The sequence below is a fragment of the Acinetobacter sp. Marseille-Q1618 genome (genome assembly GCF_902809855.1).
In the GTDB taxonomy this organism is placed as follows: domain Bacteria; phylum Pseudomonadota; class Gammaproteobacteria; order Pseudomonadales; family Moraxellaceae; genus Acinetobacter.
This window is the reverse complement of the sequence record NZ_CADDWJ010000001.1, coordinates 247,238-268,607: the sequence shown is the minus strand read 5'-3', so window position 1 is coordinate 268,607 and position 21,370 is coordinate 247,238. Positions and strand designations below refer to the sequence as shown.

The following is a 21,370-nucleotide window of genomic DNA, read 5'->3' as shown; positions in this document are numbered from 1 at the left end:
AATGAGTAATCAAGATAATCGCCCTGTCATTTTAACGGGCGACCGTCCAACAGGACAACTTCACCTAGGTCATTTTGTGGGCTCACTTCGCTCACGTGTAGGTTTACAAGACTCCCATCACCAACATTTACTTTTAGCAGATGCACAAGCTTTAACAGATAATGCCGATAACTTTGAAAAAGTTCGTCGTAATATCATTGAAGTTGCCACTGATTATTTAGCTGTGGGTATTGACCCGACTAAAACGACAATTTGTGTTCAATCATGCTTACCTGCATTAAATGAACTGACCATGTTGTATTTAAACTTCGTGACTGTTTCACGTTTAGAACGCAATCCAACCATTAAATCTGAAATTCAAATGCGTGGTTTTGAGCGTGATATTCCTGCGGGCTTCTTATGCTACCCTGTTGCGCAAGCTGCGGATATTACAGCATTTAAGGCAACAGTTGTTCCTGTAGGTGAAGATCAAATTCCAATGATCGAACAAACCAACGAAATCGTACGCCGTTTAAACCGCCAGATTGGTCGAGAAGTTTTACCAGAGTGTAAAGCGCTATTATCTAATATGAGCCGCTTACCAGGTTTTGATGGTAAAGCGAAAATGTCTAAATCTTTAGGCAATACCATTGTGTTAGATGCAACGGATAAAGATATTAAGAAAGCAGTTAATGCCATGTACACTGACCCGAACCATTTGCGTATTGAAGATCCAGGTCAAGTTGAAGGTAATATTGTATTTACTTATTTAGATGCTTTTGATCCTAATAAAGAAGAAGTTGAAGAGCTAAAAGCACATTATCGTCGTGGTGGTTTAGGTGACGGTACTGTGAAAAAGCGTCTTGAAGGTGTGTTAAAAGAATTAATCACACCGATTCGTGAACGTCGTATGGAACTTGCCAAAGATCCAGATTACATCATGGATATTTTAAAAGCGGGTACAGATAAATGCCGTATCATTACCCAAGAAACACTAGACGAAGTTAAAAATGGCTTAGGCGTTTTCCACTTTTAAGTTATAAATAACTCATTCAATAAAAAAGCCTTTCAACTGAAAGGCTTTTTTATATTAGGCTCTATAAAGAAACATAAACCACTTAATCTTAACGTTTGTTTACATGAATTAACGTGAAAACTAATGATCGGTTTAATGAGCAGTATTAATATTTATTTCACGTTATGAGCAATCCCCAAAGTTCATAACATTTCTCCTTAACCGGATTTGTTTGTACAAATTCGTTGTTCTACGCAATGATCACCCCAATCATTGCGTATTTTTTTGAGTGTGAAATCATAAAAATGGCGCTCTTTTCCTTCTAGTCCCAATGAACTTTTAAATAAGAAAAGAAAAATTGATGTTAAAGCTCCTTTTAACATAAGACCCATACATTCCTTGTAATGGCTATTATTCATTTGTCTAATTCTTTTTATTTTATAATCTAGTTTTTGATCAATTACAAATTTTTCCGTTGAAATGCCACCTATCACCACAAATCAATAACTTATTGATTTACAATTATTATTATTAAAAATTTCTTGTCAATATTGAAATATCCATATAAACTGTGATTATTAATAGAATTAACTCATCATTTGGTATTTGCCAAATATTTAAAAACACCTCACAAAAAATAAATTGTGAACTGAAGAAGAGTGTACAAAATGTGGGAATTATTTACACATGCTTCAAACTTATTTTTTAGTGTTAGCTTATGTTTAATGCTGCTTTTGGGTATTTTTGAATGCTTACTTTTAGTATTGGGTGCTTCATCTCAAGGCTTTTTAGATCAATTTATTCCTGATGATCTTGGCGACAGCAAAAGTCTGGGGATTGATCTAGATACTGATCAAAGCTTATTTGTACAATTTTTAGATTGGCTCTATCTCGGGCGTATTCCTGTTCTGATTTGGTTGATTATCTTTTTAACTGTATATGCTTTGTTTGGTTTTGCAATGCAAGCAATGTATTTCTCATTTACACAACAATACTTAGCGATTTGGATTGCAGCGCCTGCCAGTTTATTTTTATGTATGCCTTTGGTGCGTATTGTTGCAGCAACCATTGCAAAAATTTTACCGAAAGATGAAACCACTGCCATTCGTAGTGACGAATTGATTGGTCGAACTGCACTCATCATTTTAGGTGAAGCCAGACAAAACTACCCAGCACAAGCCAAAGTGCTCGACCAGTTTGGTCAAACCCATTATATCTTGGTCGAACCTGAGCTTAATATTACTTTTTCACAAGGACAAGAGGTTATTTTAACCCAAAAAACAGTGAATGGCTTTCAGGCGATTCAACTTTAATTTTTAAATAACAAGCAGAGATAATTACATCATGAATTCTTCTTTATACCAAATTATGATTATTGCTGGCATTATTTTAGCAGCGCTTATTATCATTGGCGTCATCATCGCCCGTCTTTATAAACGATCAAGTAAAGAAGTATCGTTTGTCCGAACTGGTTTTGGTGGTGAAAAAGTCATTTTAAATGGTGGTGCAATTGTGCTACCTGTGCTACATGAAGTGATTCCTGTCAACATGAATACGCTTCGTTTAGAAGTAAAACGTGCGGCTGATCAAGCATTAATTACCCGTGATCGTATGCGTGTCGATGTCATGGCTGAGTTTTATGTGCGTGTAAAACCAACTGCCGAATCGATTGCAACTGCCGCGCAGACATTGGGTAAAAAAACCATGTCACCGCCAGAATTAAAAGATTTGGTTGAAGGTAAATTTGTTGACTCATTACGTGCGGTTGCTGCGGAAATGGCAATGGAAGAATTACATGAAAAGCGTGTTGATTTTGTACAAAAAGTTCAACAAGTCGTTTCTGAAGATTTATTTAAAAATGGTTTAGAACTCGAAACTGTATCACTGACTGGCTTGGACCAAACTAGCTTTAAATTTTTCAATCCACAAAATGCGTTTGATGCGGAAGGTTTAACTAAACTCACTGAAACGATTGAAGATCGTCGTAAAAAGCGTAATGACATTGAGCAAGATGCAGACTTAGCCATCAAAGCTAAAAACCTTGAAACTCAACAAGCACAATTGCAAATTCTACGTGAAGAAGAATATGCAAAAATGCAACAAGAACGTGAAATTTCTATCCGTAAAGCTGAACAATTGGCAGAAATTGCATCGCAAGAAGCATCGAAAAAACGTGAGGCAGAAGAAGCTCGTATTGCTGCAGAACGTGAAGTTGAATTAAAACGTATTGCTTCTGCACGTGATGTAGAAAATGAAAATATTGTTAAAGCACAATTGATTCAAAAAGCGCAAGTTGAGCAAAAGAAAACCATTGAACTGGCTGAGCAAGACCGTGCAATTGCGATTGCTGAAAAATCTCGTGCTGAATCTGAAGCAAAAGCTTTGGCTGACCAAGCACGTGCACAAGCAGTAAAAGCAGAAGAAGAAGTGTTAACCGTTCGTGAAACACAACGTGCTGAACGTGTTAAAGCCGTTGAACTGGTTGCAGCAAAACAGATTGCGGAAACTGATGCAATTGCAATCACAGTTGCTGCTGAAGCATCGAAAAAAGCGGCTGTAGATGAAGCTGAGGCTGTTCGTATCGGAGCTGAAGCAGAAGCTGAAAAAGTACGTTTGAAAGCCAAAGGTGAAGCCGATGCAAAAATCTTGCTCGCACAAGCACAAGAGAAACAATACCACGTTGATGCAGAAGGTACGCGTGCTGTCAACGAAGCCAATAATATCTTGTCTACTGAACAAGTAGAAATGCAAATTCGCTTAGCATTATTAAAATATTTACCAGAAATTATTCGTGAAAGCGTTAAACCTATGGAAAATATTGATGATATTAAAATTTTGCAAGTAAATGGTTTAGGCGGTGTTGGTGGTTCTGCTCCATCTACTGAGGCTGGTGCTGATCAAGGTCAAGTCGCTTTATCTGATCAAGTGGTAAATAGTGCCTTACGTTATCGTACCCAAGCACCTTTGATTGATAGCTTAATGAATGAATTAGGGATTCAAGGTGGCGACATCAATGGCTTAACCCAAACTTTAAAAGCAAAAACTGAAGCAAAATAATTTTTAAAATCTAAAAAGTTAGACTTTTTCATGTAAATGGCTGTTAATTTTAACAGCCATTTTTAAGCTCATAATATTATTTAAGCTTAAATACTTCTAATTTTTCAAAAAATTACTTATCAAATAAATATTGAAATAAATGTGTTTTTTAAAATTATGTCCTTCATTTTTGCGTGTAAAAAACTTTTAATCTAAGCTTCAGTATAATTTAATAAAACACAGTTAGCCTAATATCAACCCAATACAGAATTAGGTTCAATTGTGAATGCGATTATTTCAAATAAAACCGTTATAGTGATCCATGATGGTCGAAAAGGTCATTTAAATCCATCACTTGCTGTAGCTGAAATTGTTCAAGAAAAATATGCATTAGGCTTTCACGCTTTTCAGCTTCCCATGTCAATGAGTAAAAAATGGGTCAGTTTATTTAAAAAGCTCTCTAATTTTCCAATATTTTATAAGATCTTTGGGCAACTATTTTTTAAAGCCGAACCTGCTAACATCCAACAGGCTGAAATGATTATTTGTTCAGGTATGCCAAATTTGATCTATGCGGCGTATTTGTCTCAAAAATTTCATCTGCCACTTTTATATGTAGGAAATCTAAGAAAATTTAATGAAAAACTGATTGATTTAAGTATTACAGCTTTACCGCAAAATGTGAATTGTAAACAAATTATTTTACCAACCCCTCCCGTTTCTGCAAATTTTACAACACAATATAATCTCCCAAAACAGCATAATGCAGTTCTACTTTTAGGCGGATCAACTACAGAATACCCTTTTTCAAAGCAAAATTTTGCTGATATGATTCAGCAGTTTACTCATTTTATCAGTACACATCAGTTGAAAGGTAGTGTAATTTGCTCACGTAGAACACCCAATTTAGACACTAAAAGTTTAGATTTATTACATATACAGCAAATAGAATATATAGACCAACATCAAAAAGTTACAATGTCTGAAAAACTAGCACAATGTAAATATATTTTTGTCACAGAGGATAGCATTACCATGTTATCTGAAGCCATTCATACAGGAGCTGTTGTTACAGCAATTTGTTTAAATGAAGCTAAAACAGATGAATTAATCGAAAAATACTTGAATTATCAATATATTCAAAGAAAATCCATTACACATTTAGGGCAGATTATCGAACACTATAGTCCTATCAAAAGAACAGACATGCTCATACCTTTAGTACAACAGTTAGACAGACTTTATTTTCAAGGACATTTCCATAAAACAACCAACTCTCGGAAAAAGAACAAAGTCTATGCCTAAAAAAGCACTCAGGCGAGTAATGCTGATCAGTTAAGAATTTTTTTAATCCCCCTTGCGGAACATGTTCCTCACCTTTTTCAAAGGAGGGATGAGTAGCACTGCTACGCAAAATTACTAAAAATTACTTTAGTTACTTGAAGTTCCCCTCTTTCTCAAAGAGGGGTTAGGGGAGATTTCTAGTAATCTATTCAATAAATTGGCTTAACTGACTAGTATTAACTTCAAGCGAGTGCTTTTTCTTTTAAACATTATAAATCAAACACCTAACCACTTATCAACTTTACTTTGATCTACAACTTTAAGCTCAACAGTACTGAGTTCAACGTCACCACCTTGTAGTTCAAACTGCAAAAGTTCATCATGACGGAAAGCAAAAACCGTAAAACTTGCTGCTTGTTTTGAATATTTTTCCAATAACTTTTCAGATGCTTTTAAACCATTTATCGCAATGATCATATCATTGGCAGACAACCCTGCTTTTGCTCCTGTTCCATCACGTCGTGCTTGTTGGATCAGCACACCTTCTGGTTTGTCGGAGACTTTTAAACCAAATGGTAATGATTTTTCATTTTTCACTTCAAAATCAATACCAAATTCAGGGAACAATTGATCCAATGGTAATTCTTCAGTGGTATTAATCAAGTGGTTAATTTGCTCGACCCATTTCACACCTGTGAGTTCTTCACATAGCGTGAAAATAGTACTTTCATTGACTTGAATACCATTTTGCGTATTTTCATACAGTTTACGCATCAAAGCATCAAGACTTGAGCCTTTCATACGCAAACCTAAATCTAAGCATAATGCGACTAAGCAGCCTTTGTTATAGTAGCTTGTGCCTGCATTATTGGAGTTTTCATCTTGGCGATAAAACTTAATCCATGCATCAAAACTCGACTCTGCAACGGTTTGAATGAAACGTCCTGGATTTTGTAAATAACGATCAATCTGTGCTTTTAGTAATTTTAAATAGGATTGTTGAGAAATCACACCACTACGATACAACATTAAGTCATCATAATACGACGTAAAGCCTTCAAAAATCCAAAGTAAAGATGTCAGACTTTCTTTATCCAAATCATAAGTCGCTAGGTTTTCAGGACGAATAAATTTAACCAACCAAGAATGAAAATATTCATGACTACACAAACCAAGAAAACGCTGATAATCTGCTGAAGGTTCACTCGCTTCATCAGCTTTTGGTAAATCATCGCGTGGAATAATTAAACTGGTACTATTTGGATGTTCTAAGCCACCATAGCTATTACCTGTCGCCATAGTCATAAACGTATAGTTTGCAAATGGCGCTGAACCAAACATAGCAATTTCAGTTGCACAGATTTTTTCAATGTCTTGCTGCATACGCTCAACATTCATGGCATGTTGACCCGAAACAACAAACTCATGCGCAATACCCTGCGCCTCAAAACTAAAACGTGTTTGTTCCGCCAATTCAAATGGACTATCGATCAATTCTGCATAATTTTGTGCAGTTAGGGTGTATCGCCCCTTCACCAAGCTTTTTGATTTTAAGCCTGTTGCTAATTGAAAATGTTTTAACTCTGAAGGTAAAAACAATTCAACTTCAATTGGGCTATGTTCTTGACCTTCCAAGCCCAAACAAATACATGCAGGATTTGCATATAAACGTGTTTGATCGACATATGCACCACGCACAGATAAATCATAAGCATAAACATCATATTCAACAGTAATCAGTTCATGATCAGTGTTAAATAAACGCCATTTATTCTTATCAAACTTGCTAATTTTTAGTTCACGCCCTGCTTCATCATAGGCTTTTACAGCTTCTACATGTTTAGCAAATTCACGAATTAAATAACTACCCGGAATCCATGTTGGTAACGATAAAACTTGGGTTGGGTTTGCTAAAAAACGTAAAGTAACATGCACGAGATGCTGACGATAATCGTCAAATTCAATTTGATAATGCAACATAAGCCGTATTCAAAAAAATATTTAAGGTAATTATTTATTAGATTAACATTTTTTACAAAGCTGTGCTTTATTCGTGCTTTTTGAATAGAAAACTGACTAGCCAGAACAGTGAAAAAAGCATAGCATGCGATATGTTTTTCACCTCCTGAATTGCTAAGGCTGTCCTCCTTGAAAATTGTCACTTACTTGCTTGTCTTTATCTGCTCTCTTTGTTCCACGTTAGTCAATGCAGCTCTTTTAAATATCAACCCGATGTCAGTAGAAGCAGAAGCTTGGACGATTTTAGACACACAAACTGGACAAACCATTGCTGAGTACAATAGTCATGTGCAACGTGCGCCTGCATCCATGACCAAAATGATGGTGGCATATATTGCCTTAAAAGAAATACAAGCAGGACGTTTAAAAAAACAGGAAATTCTTACCGCAACACCGGTAGTGAAAATGGTGCAATGGGATGAGTCGCAAATGTACCTCAAAGAAGGCGAACAAATCTCAGTGGATCAACTCATTGCAGGTTTGATTGTCATGTCTGCCAATGATGCGGCAGTAACCTTAGCAGAACGTATTTCTGGCACTGTGCCTGCTTTTATTGCCCGAATGAATCAAGAAGCTCAAGCGCTGGGTATGAAAAATACTCATTTTAGCAATGCGCCAGGGATTACCATGCCTGAGCATTTTTCTTCTGCACATGATATGGCATTGTTAGGACAAGCAGTGACCCAACACACGCCTGATTATATGCATTATTCAGTGATGCCGAGTTTCAGTTATAAACAACATTTTCATCATGCAACCAATTTGGTTTTAAAAACTGATCCTAGTGTCGATGGTTTAAAAACAGGTTTTACCAAAGCTGCAGGATACAATTTGGCTTTGTCAGCACATCGCCCAACCTTTAATCGGGAGATGCCCGATCGTCGTTTGGTTGTGGTGGTCATGGGAACAAAAAGTGCGGCAAAACGTGCGGAAGTTGCACATAAATTATTAAATTTAGCGTATGCCTACACCCGTGATGAGGTTGTGATCAAAGACAAACAACTGATTGCTGAGCTTCCAGTGGTGAAATCTACCTTGAAAATGTTTAAAGTTGAAGCCAAAAAACCGCAAATTGTGACGACCAGTTTATATAATAATGCCCAACCTATTGATCTTATGACATTTGATAATCTAAATTCTAAGATCATGCAGCCTGATGCAACAGGTTTATTATTTGCAATTGAACCCTTACAAAAAACAGAAACACATTTAAATGTTGAACTCAATGAGGCTTCACTCACTGCACCTTTGGCAAAAATGATGCATTTAGCCAAAGTAAATGTCTATCAAAATGGTCTTTTACTACAATCTTTTGACATTGAAGATGAGGTTCATATTGAACAAGCTTCGTGGTTTGAACGTTTGATTGAGTGGCTTAAAACGATTTTTGGGTTTTAAAATATAAAAACCAACGTATTTACTCAACTTTATTGTAAATCGTAAGACAAGAAATCTTGAAAAGTGTTTCAGCGGTGTCATATTAATCACATCCCTATAACAACTATCAGGTAATTTATGTCAAAACTTCATCATATTGTGATTGTCGGCGGTGGTGTGGGCGGCTTGGAACTGGTCACACAACTTGGCGACACGCTAGGCAAAGCAAAAAAAGCCCAAATCACATTGATTGACCAAAAGCTCACCCACATTTGGAAACCGCTTTTACATGAAATCGCTGCGGGAACGATGAACCCCAATGATGAAGAAACCAATTATTATGCACATGCAGCAAAACATCATTACCAATTTATTCAAGGTCGTTTTGAACATCTAGACCGAGAAAACAAAAAAATTACCTTAGTTAAACCTCAAACGACTAAATACGAAGCTGCGAGTGAACAACAAATTGTTGAATACGATACCTTAGTGCTTGCTGTGGGCTCAGTATCTAATGATTTCAACACGCCAGGTGTCAAAGAGTACTGTCATTACTTAGATAGTCTTAAACAAGCCAAGATTTTTCAGCAAGATTTATTACATCTATATTTGGATGCACAAAATAAAAATACTGAACGTAGCTTGAATATTGCTGTGATTGGTGCAGGTGCGACAGGTGTTGAGCTTTCGGCTGAACTGGTTGAAGCCAAACAAAATTTTTATAATTACGGTTTAAATAAAATCAATCCAAACCAAGTCAAAATTTCTTTAATCGAAGGTGCAGATCGTATTTTACCAGCATTGTCTGAGAAAATTGCAGAACATGCGGATAAACAGTTACAGCGCATGAAAATCGATGTGTTAACCTCAAAACGTGTGAAAAAAGTTGACGCTGAAAAAGTCTATTTTAATGATGGCACCAGTATTCAAGCGGAACTTAAAGTTTGGGCTGCGGGTATTAAAACCCCTCCAGTGATTGCAAATTTGCCAGATTTTAAAAAAGATCGTATGGGGCGTTTAGAGGTCTATGCTACCTTACAAACCAAAACTGACCCGAATATTTTTGCTATGGGCGACTGTGCCAACTGTATCTTGGATGCACGAGAAGCAGCACTCGGCCCACGTGCTCAAGTTGCAAGCCAACAAGCAACCTTTATGGTTGATGCGCTCAAAGCACGTGTGAATGGCAACAAACAACCCATGTTCCAATTCTCAGATAAAGGCTCTTTGGTCTCACTCAGCAAAAATAAAGCAGTCGGCGAATTACTTGGACAAGTGAATGTACAAGGTTTTGTGGCAAAATCAATGTACGTGTCACTCTATCGGTTACATCAAGCCACGATTTATGGTTATGCCCATGCAGGACTGCTCACAGCAAAAGATTTTGTTACACGGAAAATTGCACCGCGGATAAAATTGCATTGAAATTTAACAATTCGCCCTTATTAATGAAAAAACCATCAAAAAAGTGGCAAAAATGCTTTTTTTTCGTAAATTTAGTCTACAAAAATTGCATTTCACTTTATGATGTACACTTATAACTATCTATTATCGTATGGATCAATAACATGACTGCTATTGCAAATAACCAAGTGGTTTCTTTCCACTACACGTTGACTAACGCTGAGGGGGAAACTCTCGATAAATCACAAGGTGAGCCACTCGCATATTTGCATGGCGCAGGCAACATCATTCCTGGTTTAGAAAAAGCGTTAGAAGGCAAAACTGTAGGTGATAAATTTACAGTTAACGTTCCTGCTGCTGAAGGTTATGGCGAATACAATCCTGACTTAGTTCAAGAAGTACCAAAACAAATGTTCCAAGGTGTTGAGAACATCGAAGCAGGTATGCAATTCCAAGCACAAACTGAAGATGGCGTGCAAATCGTAACTGTTAAAGCAGTTGAAGGCGACAATGTTGTTGTAGATGCAAACTTCCCTCTTGCGGGTCAAGATCTTACTTTTGAAGTAGAAATCGTTGAAATTCGTGATGCTTCTGCTGAAGAATTAGAACATGGTCATGTTCACGGTGTAGGTGGTCATCACCACTAAGATCGTTTCGATCTGACTGAAAAGGCAAAGTTTTATACTTTGCCTTTTTTATAATCTGGATTTTATTATTCTTGATTTTTACACTAAAATCATACTTCTCCAACCCTAGAAATTCATTTCATTTTATACATAAGTACACTTTTTTAAGATCATGACACGACAACTGATTTGGTTTCGCCAAGATTTACGCATTCAAGACCATACCGCACTTTGGCATACAACACAGTCAGGAAATACGATCGCATTGGTTGTACTTTCACCTGAGCAATGGCGCAAACATCACGATGCACCCATCAAAATTGATTTCTATTTAAGACAACTTACTGAGCTTAAACAACAACTTAATTTACTCAATATTCCATTAATTATTGATATTGTGCCTGAATGGAAAGACCTTCCGAATCATATGCTAAACCACTGCAAGGCACTCAACATTGAAAATGTGCATGCCAATATCGAATGTGGTGTAAATGAACTCAATCGTGATCACCAGATCCAGAAACTACTCAATCAACATGCGCATGATTTGATTTTATATCATGATCGCAGCATTTTCCCTATAGGTTCGATTCGCAATAAATCTAATCAACCCTATCAAGTGTTTGGTGCGTTTAAAAAATATTGCTATGAACAGCTCAGTATTTCGATTCCAAAGTCTTATCCAACACCTGAGCCGCAGGCATTATTAGACATTGAAATTGAATATAAAATTCCAAGCTTACAACAACTGGGTTTTAACCAAACTCCATTAAGCCAACAATGGCTCGTTGGTGAAAGTCATGCACATAGATTATTGGATGATTTTATAGAACATCAAGTAACCAATTATCAAACAGCTCGAGACTTTCCACATCTTGACGCAACCAGTCAGCTTTCACCTTATTTAAATTTGGGAATTTTATCCATTCGTCACTGTTTAAATGCCCTATTTCGCGCACAGCAAGGGCATTTTCATATTGACAATAGTGGACAACAAACATGGTTAGATGAGCTACTTTGGCGAGAGTTTTATCAACAAATCTTATTTGATTTTCCACAAGTTTCTAAAAATTTACCGTTTAAAATCAATACGCAAAAAATCCAGTGGCGAGATGCTCCTCAAGACCTTAAAGCATGGCAACATGGAAAAACAGGGATTCCGATTGTTGATGCGGGTATGCGTCAAATGTTACAAACAGGTTGGATGCATAATCGTGTGCGTATGATCGTTGCAATGTTTCTGTGTAAAAATTTATTGATTGATTGGCGCTTGGGCGAACAATGGTTTATGCAGCATTTGATTGATGGTGATTTGGCGGCAAACAATGGTGGTTGGCAGTGGTGTGCCTCTACAGGAACGGATGCTGTGCCTTATTTTCGTATTTTTAATCCAATCAGCCAATCCAAAAAATTTGATGAAAATGGCGATTATTTAAGAAAATGGTTACCTGAAATTGCTCATCTGGATGCAAAAACCATCCATGAACCTTATGCTAAAAACCCTGATTTACAACTGGATTACCCTCACCCCATCATTGATTTAAAAATGAGTCGTGTGAGAGCCATTGAGGCTTTTAAGCAATAATCAACTTAAAAGCCTTTTCATCAAAATACTTAAACTGCATGTTTGAAATGATTTAAAGAAAGTTGAAGCGGTTTGTTTGGACGATCAATCGACTCAAAGAAACAGTAATATTTAAATACTCGATCTAAAGCAACATGAATCACTTTCTGTTCAGAAACAGACCAAACTTTGGCATGGTTTGCACCTGAAAATGTACTGCCTACCAATTGAAATAAATATAAATCATGTTCACGTTGAATCGTTGCTTGATTATTTTTTGAAGTAGTATCGGTTAATGGTTTACATTGCGCATTGATTAACCATTTTTCACTAAACCAAAGTTGTAGCAAATCACCAAGATATAATTTTTTCTCAGCAAACGGCCATACTTCAAAGTAAGCTTGCTCAATTTTGGTGTAATACTGTTCAGGGTTCTGAAGAATCGAAAGATAATTTTCTTGATAAAAAGATAAATTTGAAAAAATATCGGAAATGTTAAGCGTATTCATTCGCTGTCTCCTATTTAGCCATTTTAGTGCTGGCAAGTTGGTTAAATCCACACGGTTTAAGCAATTGCTTAAACTCACTTTCTAAATTTAATCTAGCAAGTCATTTGTGAGATTGCAACCATTTCATATATTTTTTTGAATTAAGATGTTTTTGTTCAAATAAAAAGCATACAACTCAAAAATGAAGAAAACATGACATGAAAGGCTTGACCAGCACAGATATATCCTTATAATCGCACTCAGATTCTCCAATAGCTCAGTCGGTAGAGCGACGGACTGTTAATCCGCAGGTCCCTGGTTCGAGCCCAGGTTGGAGAGCCAAATTCTGAAAAGCCCACTCATTATGCAGTGGGCTTTTTTTTGTAAAATATAATTTATATTCTGTTCATTTTTGCTAAAATTCAGCCGATATTCATTACTTTAAAACTAAAAAAATGTGGATCAAAACCGATTTAGAATCAAATAAAAAAGCTTTGAAAAAAGAACTATTTTTTTGGGGAGGTATCGCTTTTCTTGTTTTATTTTTTACAATATTAAGCAACAGTTGTCAGTTTAAAAGCGATCTTGAAACCAAAGTCAAAACTCCTCCTAAGTTATATGACAGTGTGACTAATGCTGAAATCCCAATTCAACAACAATGGCTTGTACCTTTTAATCATTTTAAAACTGATGCCATACAAGTTCATGAACTACCTATACCAATTGAACAATCGTTAGGAGAAAATGCTTGGCTTTCTCCTTCCATCTCTATTAAATATCCAACATCACAGTTTTATCTTTATTTTGATTTTGCAGGTCAGCAAAGCACTCGTCTAGACACAGAATATTACGTCTTACCGATTTGTCTAAATGAGCGAATATTAAACCCATGTTTTCGTATTGATCAAAAGCAAGAAGACAATTACTTAATTGCAAACACAAAAAGTAATACTGATTATCACACAATTGAACAAAATAAGTCTTGGCTGTATTACGCTCACAGCTATCAAGGGCAATACATGATTCCCCCCCAAGAAAGTTTAAAATTTTTAGTCAATGCAGAAATTCCTTTACACTATCAACCCAGTTGGGTTCGGATTACGCTCAGTGAGAATCCAATTACTCCCAATAAAATTAGTTTCTTGCTCACCCAACAATATATGACTTGGTTTAAGTATTTATTGCTGCTATTACCCTTTGCACTCTTCTATGGATTCCATACAAATAGTGGTTTCGCAAGTCGATCAGCTTTAAGTATTGGTGGAGGGCTACTATTTCTCATGATCATTAACACAATGATATGGGACATAAATTACATGGTCATTGGATGTTTGTGTATTGCATTTGCAGCTATCGCGTATATGTATGGTTTTAATTTATATATTCTTATCTATCTCATGGGTTATTTAACTATTGCACAAGGAGCTTATGAACAATTTGGTTCTTTCAATAAAGATTTCTTCATGAAAACAGGTCTATTAACACTCATTGGTTTGCTGCTCTTCTTTAAAAGACCTGACGATTAAAAATTCATTTCAATCGGAAGGTATGTAAAAAGCCTATTCATATAGAAATAGGCTTTCTCATATTATTGGCCCATTGCACTAAGCTTCATATACGGCAGTAAACAGACTCAGGAAATTTAGATTTAATATGATGCATTTCTAAGCTGCCTACATGGCAGTGAACTTTAAAAATTAAAATAAGATAAAATCTGTAAATTTCTAAGCTGCCTACATGGCAGTGAACAGTCTTGTACATACGAATTATCGTGCTGTTGTTTTCTAAGCTGCCTACATGGCAGTGAACAATTTCATATTTCTATGATATGTACGCTTACTTTTCTAAGCTGCCTACATGGCAGTGAACAGCTTTTGATACACCTAATGGTAATTTAAATTTTTCTAAGCTGCCTACATGGCAGTGAACAAATTAGATTAACGACTGGTGGGATCGGCACTTTTCTAAGCTGCCTACATGGCAGTGAGCTAGTGAATAATCACATTTGTTTAGAAGCGAACTTTCTAAGCTGCCTACATGGCAGTGAACTGGTGCAAGTTGTAGCAGAAGGAATTTGCACATTTCTAAGCTGCCTACATGGCAGTGAACTGTGCATCCACAGGGTTAATTCGAATGTTTGATTTCTAAGCTGCCTACATGGCAGTGAACTGCCATTTTTCATCATACAGCCTGAAAACACATTTCTAAGCTGCCTACATGGCAGTGAACAAGGAGCAAGACCCCACAATAAAACTTTTCTATTTCTAAGCTGCCTACATGGCAGTGAACCCTCATCAAAATTTTGTCGCATCTACGAAAAATTTCTAAGCTGCCTACATGGCAGTGAACTACGGGGGTGGGTTGCTCTGTAGGAAAATACGTTTCTAAGCTGCCTACATGGCAGTGAACCTGCAAAAGGTGAAACAAAACCAAATGAGACTTTTCTAAGCTGCCTACATGGCAGTGAACTTACAGGTACAGTTGCAACTGTAAGCTCTATTTTTCTAAGCTGCCTACATGGCAGTGAACTAAAGCTGTTAGATCAATCAGCAGGACCAACGTTTCTAAGCTGCCTACATGGCAGTGAACTCGATCTCATTTAGAACGCAATCTATTCAAACTTTCTAAGCTGCCTACATGGCAGTGAACATATACAAATGATTCTCCAAATAAAACTGGGGTTTCTAAGCTGCCTACATGGCAGTGAACCCTAAGCTATTTTGTATTTAAATTGCGATACTTTTCTAAGCTGCCTACATGGCAGTGAACCAGCATCTACTGAATAGAAGCTTGTTTCAAACTTTCTAAGCTGCCTACATGGCAGTGAACAAAATGGGCGATATGTTGCTTATACACAGCAATTTCTAAGCTGCCTACATGGCAGTGAACGGGCGCACAGGAATCGTTTACAACAAACTGGATTTCTAAGCTGCCTACATGGCAGTGAACTCATTAGTAGTGACAGGCAAAGTATTCAAATGTTTCTAAGCTGCCTACATGGCAGTGAACGTTTGAGCGCTTGGGATTAGCAGCTTTAGTAATTTCTAAGCTGCCTACATGGCAGTGAACACCGCTTTAGATCTTAATGTTGAATGTCGCAATTTCTAAGCTGCCTACATGGCAGTGAACCACACCTACAGAACCTACATAAAAATCCGAATTTTCTAAGCTGCCTACATGGCAGTGAACTGTTATATGCACATATCGGTAAACCTGGGGAGTTTCTAAGCTGCCTACATGGCAGTGAACATTTAAAAAATTGCTCGTTGGTGCAGGTCTTGTTTCTAAGCTGCCTACATGGCAGTGAACAACATTAGCTCGGATGATTGATTGGACTACAGTTTCTAAGCTGCCTACATGGCAGTGAACTTGATAAATCTGCTCAAGAATGTCCTCAAGAGTTTCTAAGCTGCCTACATGGCAGTGAACTTTAAAAATTCTCCCTCATATTTTTGTTCGACCTTTCTAAGCTGCCTACATGGCAGTGAACGATTATCGGTGGAGCACTAACTTTAAATGAATTTTCTAAGCTGCCTACATGGCAGTGAACCATATTAGGGTGAGCAATCACCCTTTCTACTGTTTCTAAGCTGCCTACATGGCAGTGAACTTACTGATGGTGTGACTACTGTTAGTTCAATTTTTCTAAGCTGCCTACATGGCAGTGAACGGATACCAATTCTTATCTTACTGGGGGCTGTATTTTCTAAGCTGCCTACATGGCAGTGAACATTTTATTCGGAAAACTAATAACAACTTGTGCTTTCTAAGCTGCCTACATGGCAGTGAACAGTAAAATTTTAACCATAAATAAAATAAAAACATAGAGTTAATTTAAAAAGATTCAAATTACCCAAATTTTTTATTCAATTTATAAGTCATTGATTTATATAAACTGTTAAAGAGTGTCTAAAATATTGGGGTAAAAGTATGCATTTGTCAAAATAAAAAAAGGAAGTATAAACACTTCCTTTCTTTAAAAATCGACTAACTTTAAGCCAAAGCTTTTTCAGGCACACCACTATGAAAACGGAACGTATCATCCGTTGCCAAAATCAAGTTCTTTTCAACCTCACGAATATGTTCAATCCGCTGCTGAATATCTTCTTCAGGGTCTTTGAGTTTAGCTGTCTTCGCAACATCCAAAGCCAAAGCCAAATAATCTTCATAATGGCGAGATTCTGACTTGAGCAAATAACGATAATAACGCCCAAGTTCTTCATCCACCAAAGGCGCTAAAGCATAAAAACGCTCACAAGAACGCGCCTCTACAAAAGCCCCAATCACCAAAACATCGATCAATGCTTCAGGTTCATAGGTGCGGATTTCCTTACGCAAACCACCTGCATAACGTCCCGCACTTAAACCTTTCCATTCTTGACCACGTTTGGTCATGAACTCTAAAACTTGTTCATAATGCAACATTTCTTCACGAACAAGCTGAGCAAGTTTGACTTGTAAATCAGTAAAAAAGCTATAGCGGAACATCAAATTCATCGCTGTTCCAGCCGCCTTTTTCTCACAATTGGCATGATCTTGCATTAAAATATCGAGATTATTTAATGCTTCATCCAACCATGCTTTGGGTGTTTCACAGCCTAAAAAACCAATGATGGGTTGCATCAGTTCATCATAATTAATATTTGACATGATTACTTTTCAATACATTCTATAAAATTAACGTGCAGCTTGGATTGCCGCTTTCATGTCCTTCACCGCTTGTTGCAAACCCACAAATACACTTTCAGCAATGATGGAATGTCCAATATTCAACTCGTGGATTTGTGGAATTGCCGCAATTTCAGCGACATTTTTAAGGTTTAAGCCATGCCCTGCATTCACTACCAAACCTTTAGAAGCCGCATATTCTGCACCTTTAATAATGCGTTCTAATTCTTGATGATGCGTATCTTCTGAATGTGCATCGGCATAAGCACCCGTATGTAATTCAACCGTTTGTGCACCACATGCCACTGCAGCATCGATCTGCGCAAAATCCGCATCAATAAACAATGACACGTCACAACCAATCGCAACCAATGCCTGCGTTGCTGCTTTAACCTCTTCAAAATGCCCCACTACATCCAACCCACCTTCAGTGGTTACTTCTTGGCGTTTTTCAGGCACAAAACATACATGCTGTGGCTTTACTTTGAGGGCAATCGCGACCATTTCCGCTGTAACTGCCATTTCTAAGTTCATGCGTGTCTTAATCGCTGTACGCATACGATATACGTCATCATCTTGGATATGGCGACGATCTTCACGTAAATGAAGCGTGATCCCCTCTGCACCCGCTTGCTCACACACCAACGCTGCCTGAACAGGATCAGGGTATTGTGTTCCACGTGCTTGTCGAAGCGTTGCAACATGGTCAATGTTTACACCAAGCAATGCAGCCATACTATTTTCCTAAATACTTAAAAATAAAAACTATCGGTTCAAAGTTTTAGACTGGGAGTTTTGAATCCACAGTTGTCGACTTTTTAAAGGGCGATCACCAAGCAATGACGTAATCATTTGGCGATAAAGTTTCGACAATAATTGTAACTGTTCTGGATTAAAATCCATACCCTTTTCATAAGTTGCCATACTTAAAATCTGCTCACCTGTTAAGGTTGCAGATGAGGTATGTGAAACAGGTATAAAACCATCAGACAATTGAAATTGATAACGTTGTGTTGTGATGATCGGTTGTTGTTGTGCATCTGCCTCGTAGTCCAACGGATAACCTAATTCTTCTAATAGCGCATATTCAAACTGACGTAAAATTTGTTTTAAAAATACGTTAGGATTGGCATGCTGTGCTAAGTTTTGTAAATGCTCTAAAGTAAAATGGTATTGCTGAAAAGTTTGTGGCATCGCTTCTTCTAAGGGGCACAACCTTAAAAGAATTTCATTTAAATAAAAACCTGAAAAAAAAGCATCCCCATAAAAAAATACAGGTTGATTGAGTATTTCTAATTTTGAAAAATTCTTCAGCTCACTTTTACCAGTGGCTTGTAAAGTAATCGGTTGGTATTGTGGTGGCGGATTTTGTCTTAAAATTCCATCGACACGCCCATATTCTTGTGTAAATAAATGCACAATATGACTGCGTTCTCGATATTTTCGATGATGGATCAAATAACCATGCAAGACTTCATTTCGCATCTTGCCGAATTAATCATCCTTATCTTTTTTATCATCGTCGTCATCACCATCAGGAATGACTGCACCTACCACAGCAGCAGTACCTTTGACGACACCTTTTGTGGTTTTATAAGCGACTTTGACAGGAACCGTAACGAGTTTATGTACACAGCCTTGTAAAAAGAGAATACAGGTCACAATTGCTAAGACTTTCATCATTACGATTCTATCCTTTTCCTAAGATCAGCGCTTAAATATCGCTATAACCTAAACTTTTCAATGCACGTTCATCATCAGACCAACCGCCTTTGACTTTCACCCAAAGTGTGAGCATGATTTTTTGTTCGAACATTTTTTCCATATCGACACGTGCATCCATCCCGATTTTTTTCAGCTTAGCACCTTTTTCACCGATGACGATGGCTTTTTGACCTGAACGATCTACAAAAATTGTCGCATCAATGTAAGTACATGCCGCTTTTGGACGACCTGTTTTTGGGTTAACTGTAGCTTCTTCAGTTTTAAATGATTCAATTTGTACCGTTAAATCATAAGGTAATTCCTCACCTAACTGACGCATGATTTTCTCACGAATAATTTCACTCGCAAGGAAACGTTCAGAACGATCGGTTACTTGATCTAAAGAATAAAGTGGCGGCTGAAATGGTAAATATTTTTCAATTGCATCACGCAAATGATCTAAGTTTGCGCCACGTAATGCTGAAACAGGAACGATTTCAGCAAAATTCATCAGTTTGGCACGTTCTTCGATCAACGGTAAAATCTGACGTTTGTTCTCTAAAGTATCAATTTTATTAATAATAAGAACCACAGGCATTTCTGCATTTTTTAGCTTTTCTAAAACTAACTCGTCATTCTGTGTCCATTTTTGTGCATCTACAACAAAAAGCACCAGATTAACGTCACGCAATGCAGAGTTTGCAGCTTTATTCATCATTTTATTGATGGCACGCACTTCTTTTTTGTGCATCCCTGGCGTATCGACAAAAACAGCTTGCGACGTTTCACGACTATCAATACCAATAATTTTATGACGAGTCGTTTGCGGCTTACGTGAAGTAATTGACAGTTTTTGACCAAGTAAATGGTTCATTAAAGTCGATTTACCTACGTTTGGACGCCCAACAATCGCCACAAAGCCACTTTTATAGTCAGCAGGAATTTCAGTTCCTTGTGCGCTAAAAAATTGGTTAATTAAATCATTGCCGTTGTCATCTGGCTCGTGATCAGCATCAACGTGATCGGAATGTGTATTCATGCAGTTTACTGCTCCAATAACTTTAAAAAATCTGCCGCCACTGCCTGTTCTGCAAATCGGCGGCTTGAACCCTCACCCATCATTTTAGGCAGGCCTTCCACTAAGCATTCTACTTTAAAATGCTGATTTGGTGCATCACCCTGAATATCTACAACCTCATAACTGGGTAATGGCTTTTTACGAGCTTGTAGATATTCTTGGAGACGTGATTTTGGATCTTTGAGCTGATCTGTAGGCTCAATATGTTCCAAATACGGTTCATACCATTTTAGAACAATATTGCGTAATGCAGGCAAGTCCTGACAATCCGTATAAATCGCACCGATAATCGCTTCTACCGTATCTGCCAATATTGACTCACGATGATGACCGCCTGATTTCAATTCGCCTGTACTTAAAATTAAACTGGTGCTTAATTTTAAATCATTGGCAATTTTACCTAAGGCTTCTTGACGCACCAACGTCGCACGCATACGGGTTAAACGTCCTTCATTTTCCTGCGGATAAGCATGATATAAATAATTTGCAATAATCATACCCAACAATGAATCACCAAGAAATTCTAAGCGCTCATAGTTGTACTTATGGCTGACCGAACGGTGGGTCAGCGCAAGCTGGAGTAACTCTGGTTGTTTAAATTCATAGCCGATACGACGCTGTAAGCGAGGATCACTTACTTTGAACTGACCTTTGATCAAAACTCTTCTCGAATGTTTGGACTAAATCAATATTCATAAAAAACGGCGTTCTTACTTCATATTTTTTAGTCACTGTTAAGCCATTATCCGTTGAAACAGTCGCAATATCCTTAAATTTAACATCTCGAATATTGTTCATGTCTAAACGTTGACTCATTTGACTTTCAAATTTAGATGGTGTGATATCCGTTGAGCTTTCTTGCATAAGCTGCTCAATTTGATTATTGATCACACGATCATCCCAATACGATGGCCACAGTGCTAATGTCGCTTTGACGATAAAAGCAAAAACCACAATTCCTAATAAAATCGAAATATACGATGCACCTTGTTGAGATTTACGCATTTTTATTATCCACTAGGTGAGTTAATTATAACATTTTACAGATATTAAAATAAGACCAGATTGTTGAATCTAGTCTTGTCACATCTGAAAATTCCCCAAATTTAAAACCAATAGCAACACAAT

The 21,370-nt window shown here is 37.2% G+C and carries 18 protein-coding genes, 1 tRNA gene and 1 CRISPR repeat array; of the genes, 10 read left to right on the top strand and 9 right to left on the bottom strand.

Annotated elements, in window-relative coordinates; translation table 11 throughout:
• The first annotated feature begins 1 nt into the window (after position 1).
• The 4 genes from trpS (at position 2) to HUS24_RS01245 (ending at position 5,335) form a co-directional block, all read left to right on the top strand.
• Positions 2-1,015 carry a tryptophan--tRNA ligase gene (trpS, locus tag HUS24_RS01260; RefSeq protein ID WP_173910255.1) on the top strand — a complete coding sequence of 338 codons (1,014 nt, stop codon included), beginning with the start codon at positions 2-4 and terminating at the stop codon, positions 1,013-1,015.
• 647 nt (positions 1,016-1,662) lie between these two features.
• The gene (locus tag HUS24_RS01255; RefSeq protein WP_173910254.1) at positions 1,663-2,307 is read left to right on the top strand and encodes a YqiJ family protein; all 645 of its coding nucleotides are present in this window, start codon (positions 1,663-1,665) and stop codon (positions 2,305-2,307) included.
• Positions 2,308-2,335: 28 nt separating this feature from the next.
• Positions 2,336-4,051 carry a flotillin family protein gene (locus tag HUS24_RS01250; protein WP_173911364.1) on the top strand — a complete coding sequence of 572 codons (1,716 nt, stop codon included), beginning with the start codon at positions 2,336-2,338 and terminating at the stop codon, positions 4,049-4,051.
• A 261-nt stretch (positions 4,052-4,312) separates the two neighbouring features.
• Positions 4,313-5,335 (top strand): ELM1/GtrOC1 family putative glycosyltransferase, encoded by a 1,023-nt coding sequence (locus HUS24_RS01245; protein ID WP_173910253.1) that lies wholly within the window; start codon positions 4,313-4,315, stop codon positions 5,333-5,335.
• Between the two features lie 255 nt (positions 5,336-5,590).
• On the opposite strand, the gene HUS24_RS01240 is transcribed toward HUS24_RS01245, so the two are convergent.
• Entirely contained in the window at positions 5,591-7,294 is a 1,704-nt protein-coding gene (locus HUS24_RS01240) for a M61 family metallopeptidase (RefSeq protein ID WP_173910252.1), read from the bottom strand.
• Between the two features lie 168 nt (positions 7,295-7,462).
• Here HUS24_RS01240 and HUS24_RS01235 point away from each other — a divergent pair, with 168 nt between their 5' ends.
• The 4 genes from HUS24_RS01235 (at position 7,463) to HUS24_RS01220 (ending at position 12,325) form a co-directional block, all read left to right on the top strand.
• A complete protein-coding gene (locus tag HUS24_RS01235) occupies positions 7,463-8,731 on the top strand; it encodes a D-alanyl-D-alanine carboxypeptidase PBP6B (RefSeq protein WP_254433785.1) in 1,269 nt (422 codons plus the stop codon).
• Positions 8,732-8,848: 117 nt separating this feature from the next.
• Positions 8,849-10,135: an NAD(P)/FAD-dependent oxidoreductase gene (locus HUS24_RS01230; RefSeq protein WP_173910250.1), complete on the top strand. Its 1,287-nt coding sequence runs from the start codon at positions 8,849-8,851 to the stop codon at positions 10,133-10,135.
• A gap of 143 nt (positions 10,136-10,278) precedes the next feature.
• A complete protein-coding gene (locus HUS24_RS01225) occupies positions 10,279-10,761 on the top strand; it encodes a peptidylprolyl isomerase (RefSeq protein ID WP_065995560.1) in 483 nt (160 codons plus the stop codon).
• A gap of 151 nt (positions 10,762-10,912) precedes the next feature.
• On the top strand, positions 10,913-12,325 hold the full coding sequence (locus tag HUS24_RS01220) for a deoxyribodipyrimidine photo-lyase (RefSeq protein ID WP_173910249.1): 1,413 nt from the start codon (positions 10,913-10,915) through the stop codon (positions 12,323-12,325).
• Between the two features lie 29 nt (positions 12,326-12,354).
• Here the strand turns inward: HUS24_RS01220 and HUS24_RS01215 are convergent, their stop codons facing one another.
• On the bottom strand, positions 12,355-12,813 hold the full coding sequence (locus tag HUS24_RS01215) for a hypothetical protein (RefSeq protein WP_173910248.1): 459 nt from the start codon (positions 12,811-12,813) through the stop codon (positions 12,355-12,357).
• A 245-nt stretch (positions 12,814-13,058) separates the two neighbouring features.
• On the opposite strand from HUS24_RS01215, the gene HUS24_RS01210 reads away from it, so the two are divergent.
• Positions 13,059-13,134 (top strand) — tRNA-Asn (locus tag HUS24_RS01210).
• 113 nt (positions 13,135-13,247) lie between these two features.
• The gene (locus tag HUS24_RS01205) at positions 13,248-14,318 is read left to right on the top strand and encodes a hypothetical protein (RefSeq protein WP_173910247.1); all 1,071 of its coding nucleotides are present in this window, start codon (positions 13,248-13,250) and stop codon (positions 14,316-14,318) included.
• A gap of 75 nt (positions 14,319-14,393) precedes the next feature.
• Positions 14,394-16,583: direct repeats of the CRISPR family, unit length 28 nt; unit sequence TTTCTAAGCTGCCTACATGGCAGTGAAC.
• 202 nt (positions 16,584-16,785) lie between these two features.
• Here the strand turns inward: HUS24_RS01205 and HUS24_RS01200 are convergent.
• From HUS24_RS01200 to HUS24_RS01170, 7 genes are read right to left on the bottom strand one after another with little or no spacing between them, the layout of a single operon-like run.
• On the bottom strand, positions 16,786-17,442 hold the full coding sequence (locus HUS24_RS01200; protein ID WP_173910246.1) for a tRNA-(ms[2]io[6]A)-hydroxylase: 657 nt from the start codon (positions 17,440-17,442) through the stop codon (positions 16,786-16,788).
• A 27-nt stretch (positions 17,443-17,469) separates the two neighbouring features.
• Positions 17,470-18,195 carry a pyridoxine 5'-phosphate synthase gene (pdxJ, locus tag HUS24_RS01195; RefSeq protein WP_173910245.1) on the bottom strand — a complete coding sequence of 242 codons (726 nt, stop codon included), beginning with the start codon at positions 18,193-18,195 and terminating at the stop codon, positions 17,470-17,472.
• Positions 18,196-18,225: 30 nt separating this feature from the next.
• Positions 18,226-18,945 (bottom strand): DNA repair protein RecO, encoded by a 720-nt coding sequence (gene recO / locus HUS24_RS01190; protein ID WP_173910244.1) that lies wholly within the window; start codon positions 18,943-18,945, stop codon positions 18,226-18,228.
• A gap of 9 nt (positions 18,946-18,954) precedes the next feature.
• Positions 18,955-19,143: an NF038104 family lipoprotein gene (locus tag HUS24_RS01185; protein WP_173910243.1), complete on the bottom strand. Its 189-nt coding sequence runs from the start codon at positions 19,141-19,143 to the stop codon at positions 18,955-18,957.
• A gap of 31 nt (positions 19,144-19,174) precedes the next feature.
• Positions 19,175-20,203, bottom strand: a complete 1,029-nt coding sequence (gene era, locus HUS24_RS01180; RefSeq protein ID WP_171531335.1) for a GTPase Era — start codon at positions 20,201-20,203, stop codon at positions 19,175-19,177.
• A gap of 5 nt (positions 20,204-20,208) precedes the next feature.
• Complete coding sequence (rnc, locus tag HUS24_RS01175; protein WP_173910242.1) at positions 20,209-20,901, bottom strand: ribonuclease III; 693 nt, start codon at positions 20,899-20,901, stop codon at positions 20,209-20,211.
• Positions 20,873-21,247 (bottom strand): DUF4845 domain-containing protein, encoded by a 375-nt coding sequence (locus tag HUS24_RS01170; protein WP_173910241.1) that lies wholly within the window; start codon positions 21,245-21,247, stop codon positions 20,873-20,875. The genes rnc and HUS24_RS01170 overlap by 29 nt, the downstream gene beginning before the upstream one ends.
• Positions 21,248-21,370 lie beyond the last annotated feature (123 nt).

Excerpts from the sequence above, each read along its gene's own strand:
- HUS24_RS01240 (WP_173910252.1), bottom strand. The coding sequence starts at position 7,294 with ATGTTGCATTATCAAATTGAATTTGACGATTATCGTCAGCATCTCGTG.
- HUS24_RS01230 (WP_173910250.1), top strand. The coding sequence starts at position 8,849 with ATGTCAAAACTTCATCATATTGTGATTGTCGGCGGTGGTGTGGGCGGC.
- HUS24_RS01215 (WP_173910248.1), bottom strand. The coding sequence starts at position 12,813 with ATGAATACGCTTAACATTTCCGATATTTTTTCAAATTTATCTTTTTAT.
- trpS (WP_173910255.1), top strand. The coding sequence starts at position 2 with ATGAGTAATCAAGATAATCGCCCTGTCATTTTAACGGGCGACCGTCCA.
- recO (WP_173910244.1), bottom strand. The coding sequence starts at position 18,945 with ATGCGAAATGAAGTCTTGCATGGTTATTTGATCCATCATCGAAAATAT.
- HUS24_RS01170 (WP_173910241.1), bottom strand. The coding sequence starts at position 21,247 with ATGCGTAAATCTCAACAAGGTGCATCGTATATTTCGATTTTATTAGGA.
- HUS24_RS01200 (WP_173910246.1), bottom strand. The coding sequence starts at position 17,442 with ATGTCAAATATTAATTATGATGAACTGATGCAACCCATCATTGGTTTT.
- HUS24_RS01185 (WP_173910243.1), bottom strand. The coding sequence starts at position 19,143 with ATGATGAAAGTCTTAGCAATTGTGACCTGTATTCTCTTTTTACAAGGC.
- HUS24_RS01225 (WP_065995560.1), top strand. The coding sequence starts at position 10,279 with ATGACTGCTATTGCAAATAACCAAGTGGTTTCTTTCCACTACACGTTG.
- HUS24_RS01255 (WP_173910254.1), top strand. The coding sequence starts at position 1,663 with ATGTGGGAATTATTTACACATGCTTCAAACTTATTTTTTAGTGTTAGC.
- pdxJ (WP_173910245.1), bottom strand. The coding sequence starts at position 18,195 with ATGGCTGCATTGCTTGGTGTAAACATTGACCATGTTGCAACGCTTCGA.
- HUS24_RS01220 (WP_173910249.1), top strand. The coding sequence starts at position 10,913 with ATGACACGACAACTGATTTGGTTTCGCCAAGATTTACGCATTCAAGAC.
- era (WP_171531335.1), bottom strand. The coding sequence starts at position 20,203 with ATGAATACACATTCCGATCACGTTGATGCTGATCACGAGCCAGATGAC.
- HUS24_RS01205 (WP_173910247.1), top strand. The coding sequence starts at position 13,248 with ATGTGGATCAAAACCGATTTAGAATCAAATAAAAAAGCTTTGAAAAAA.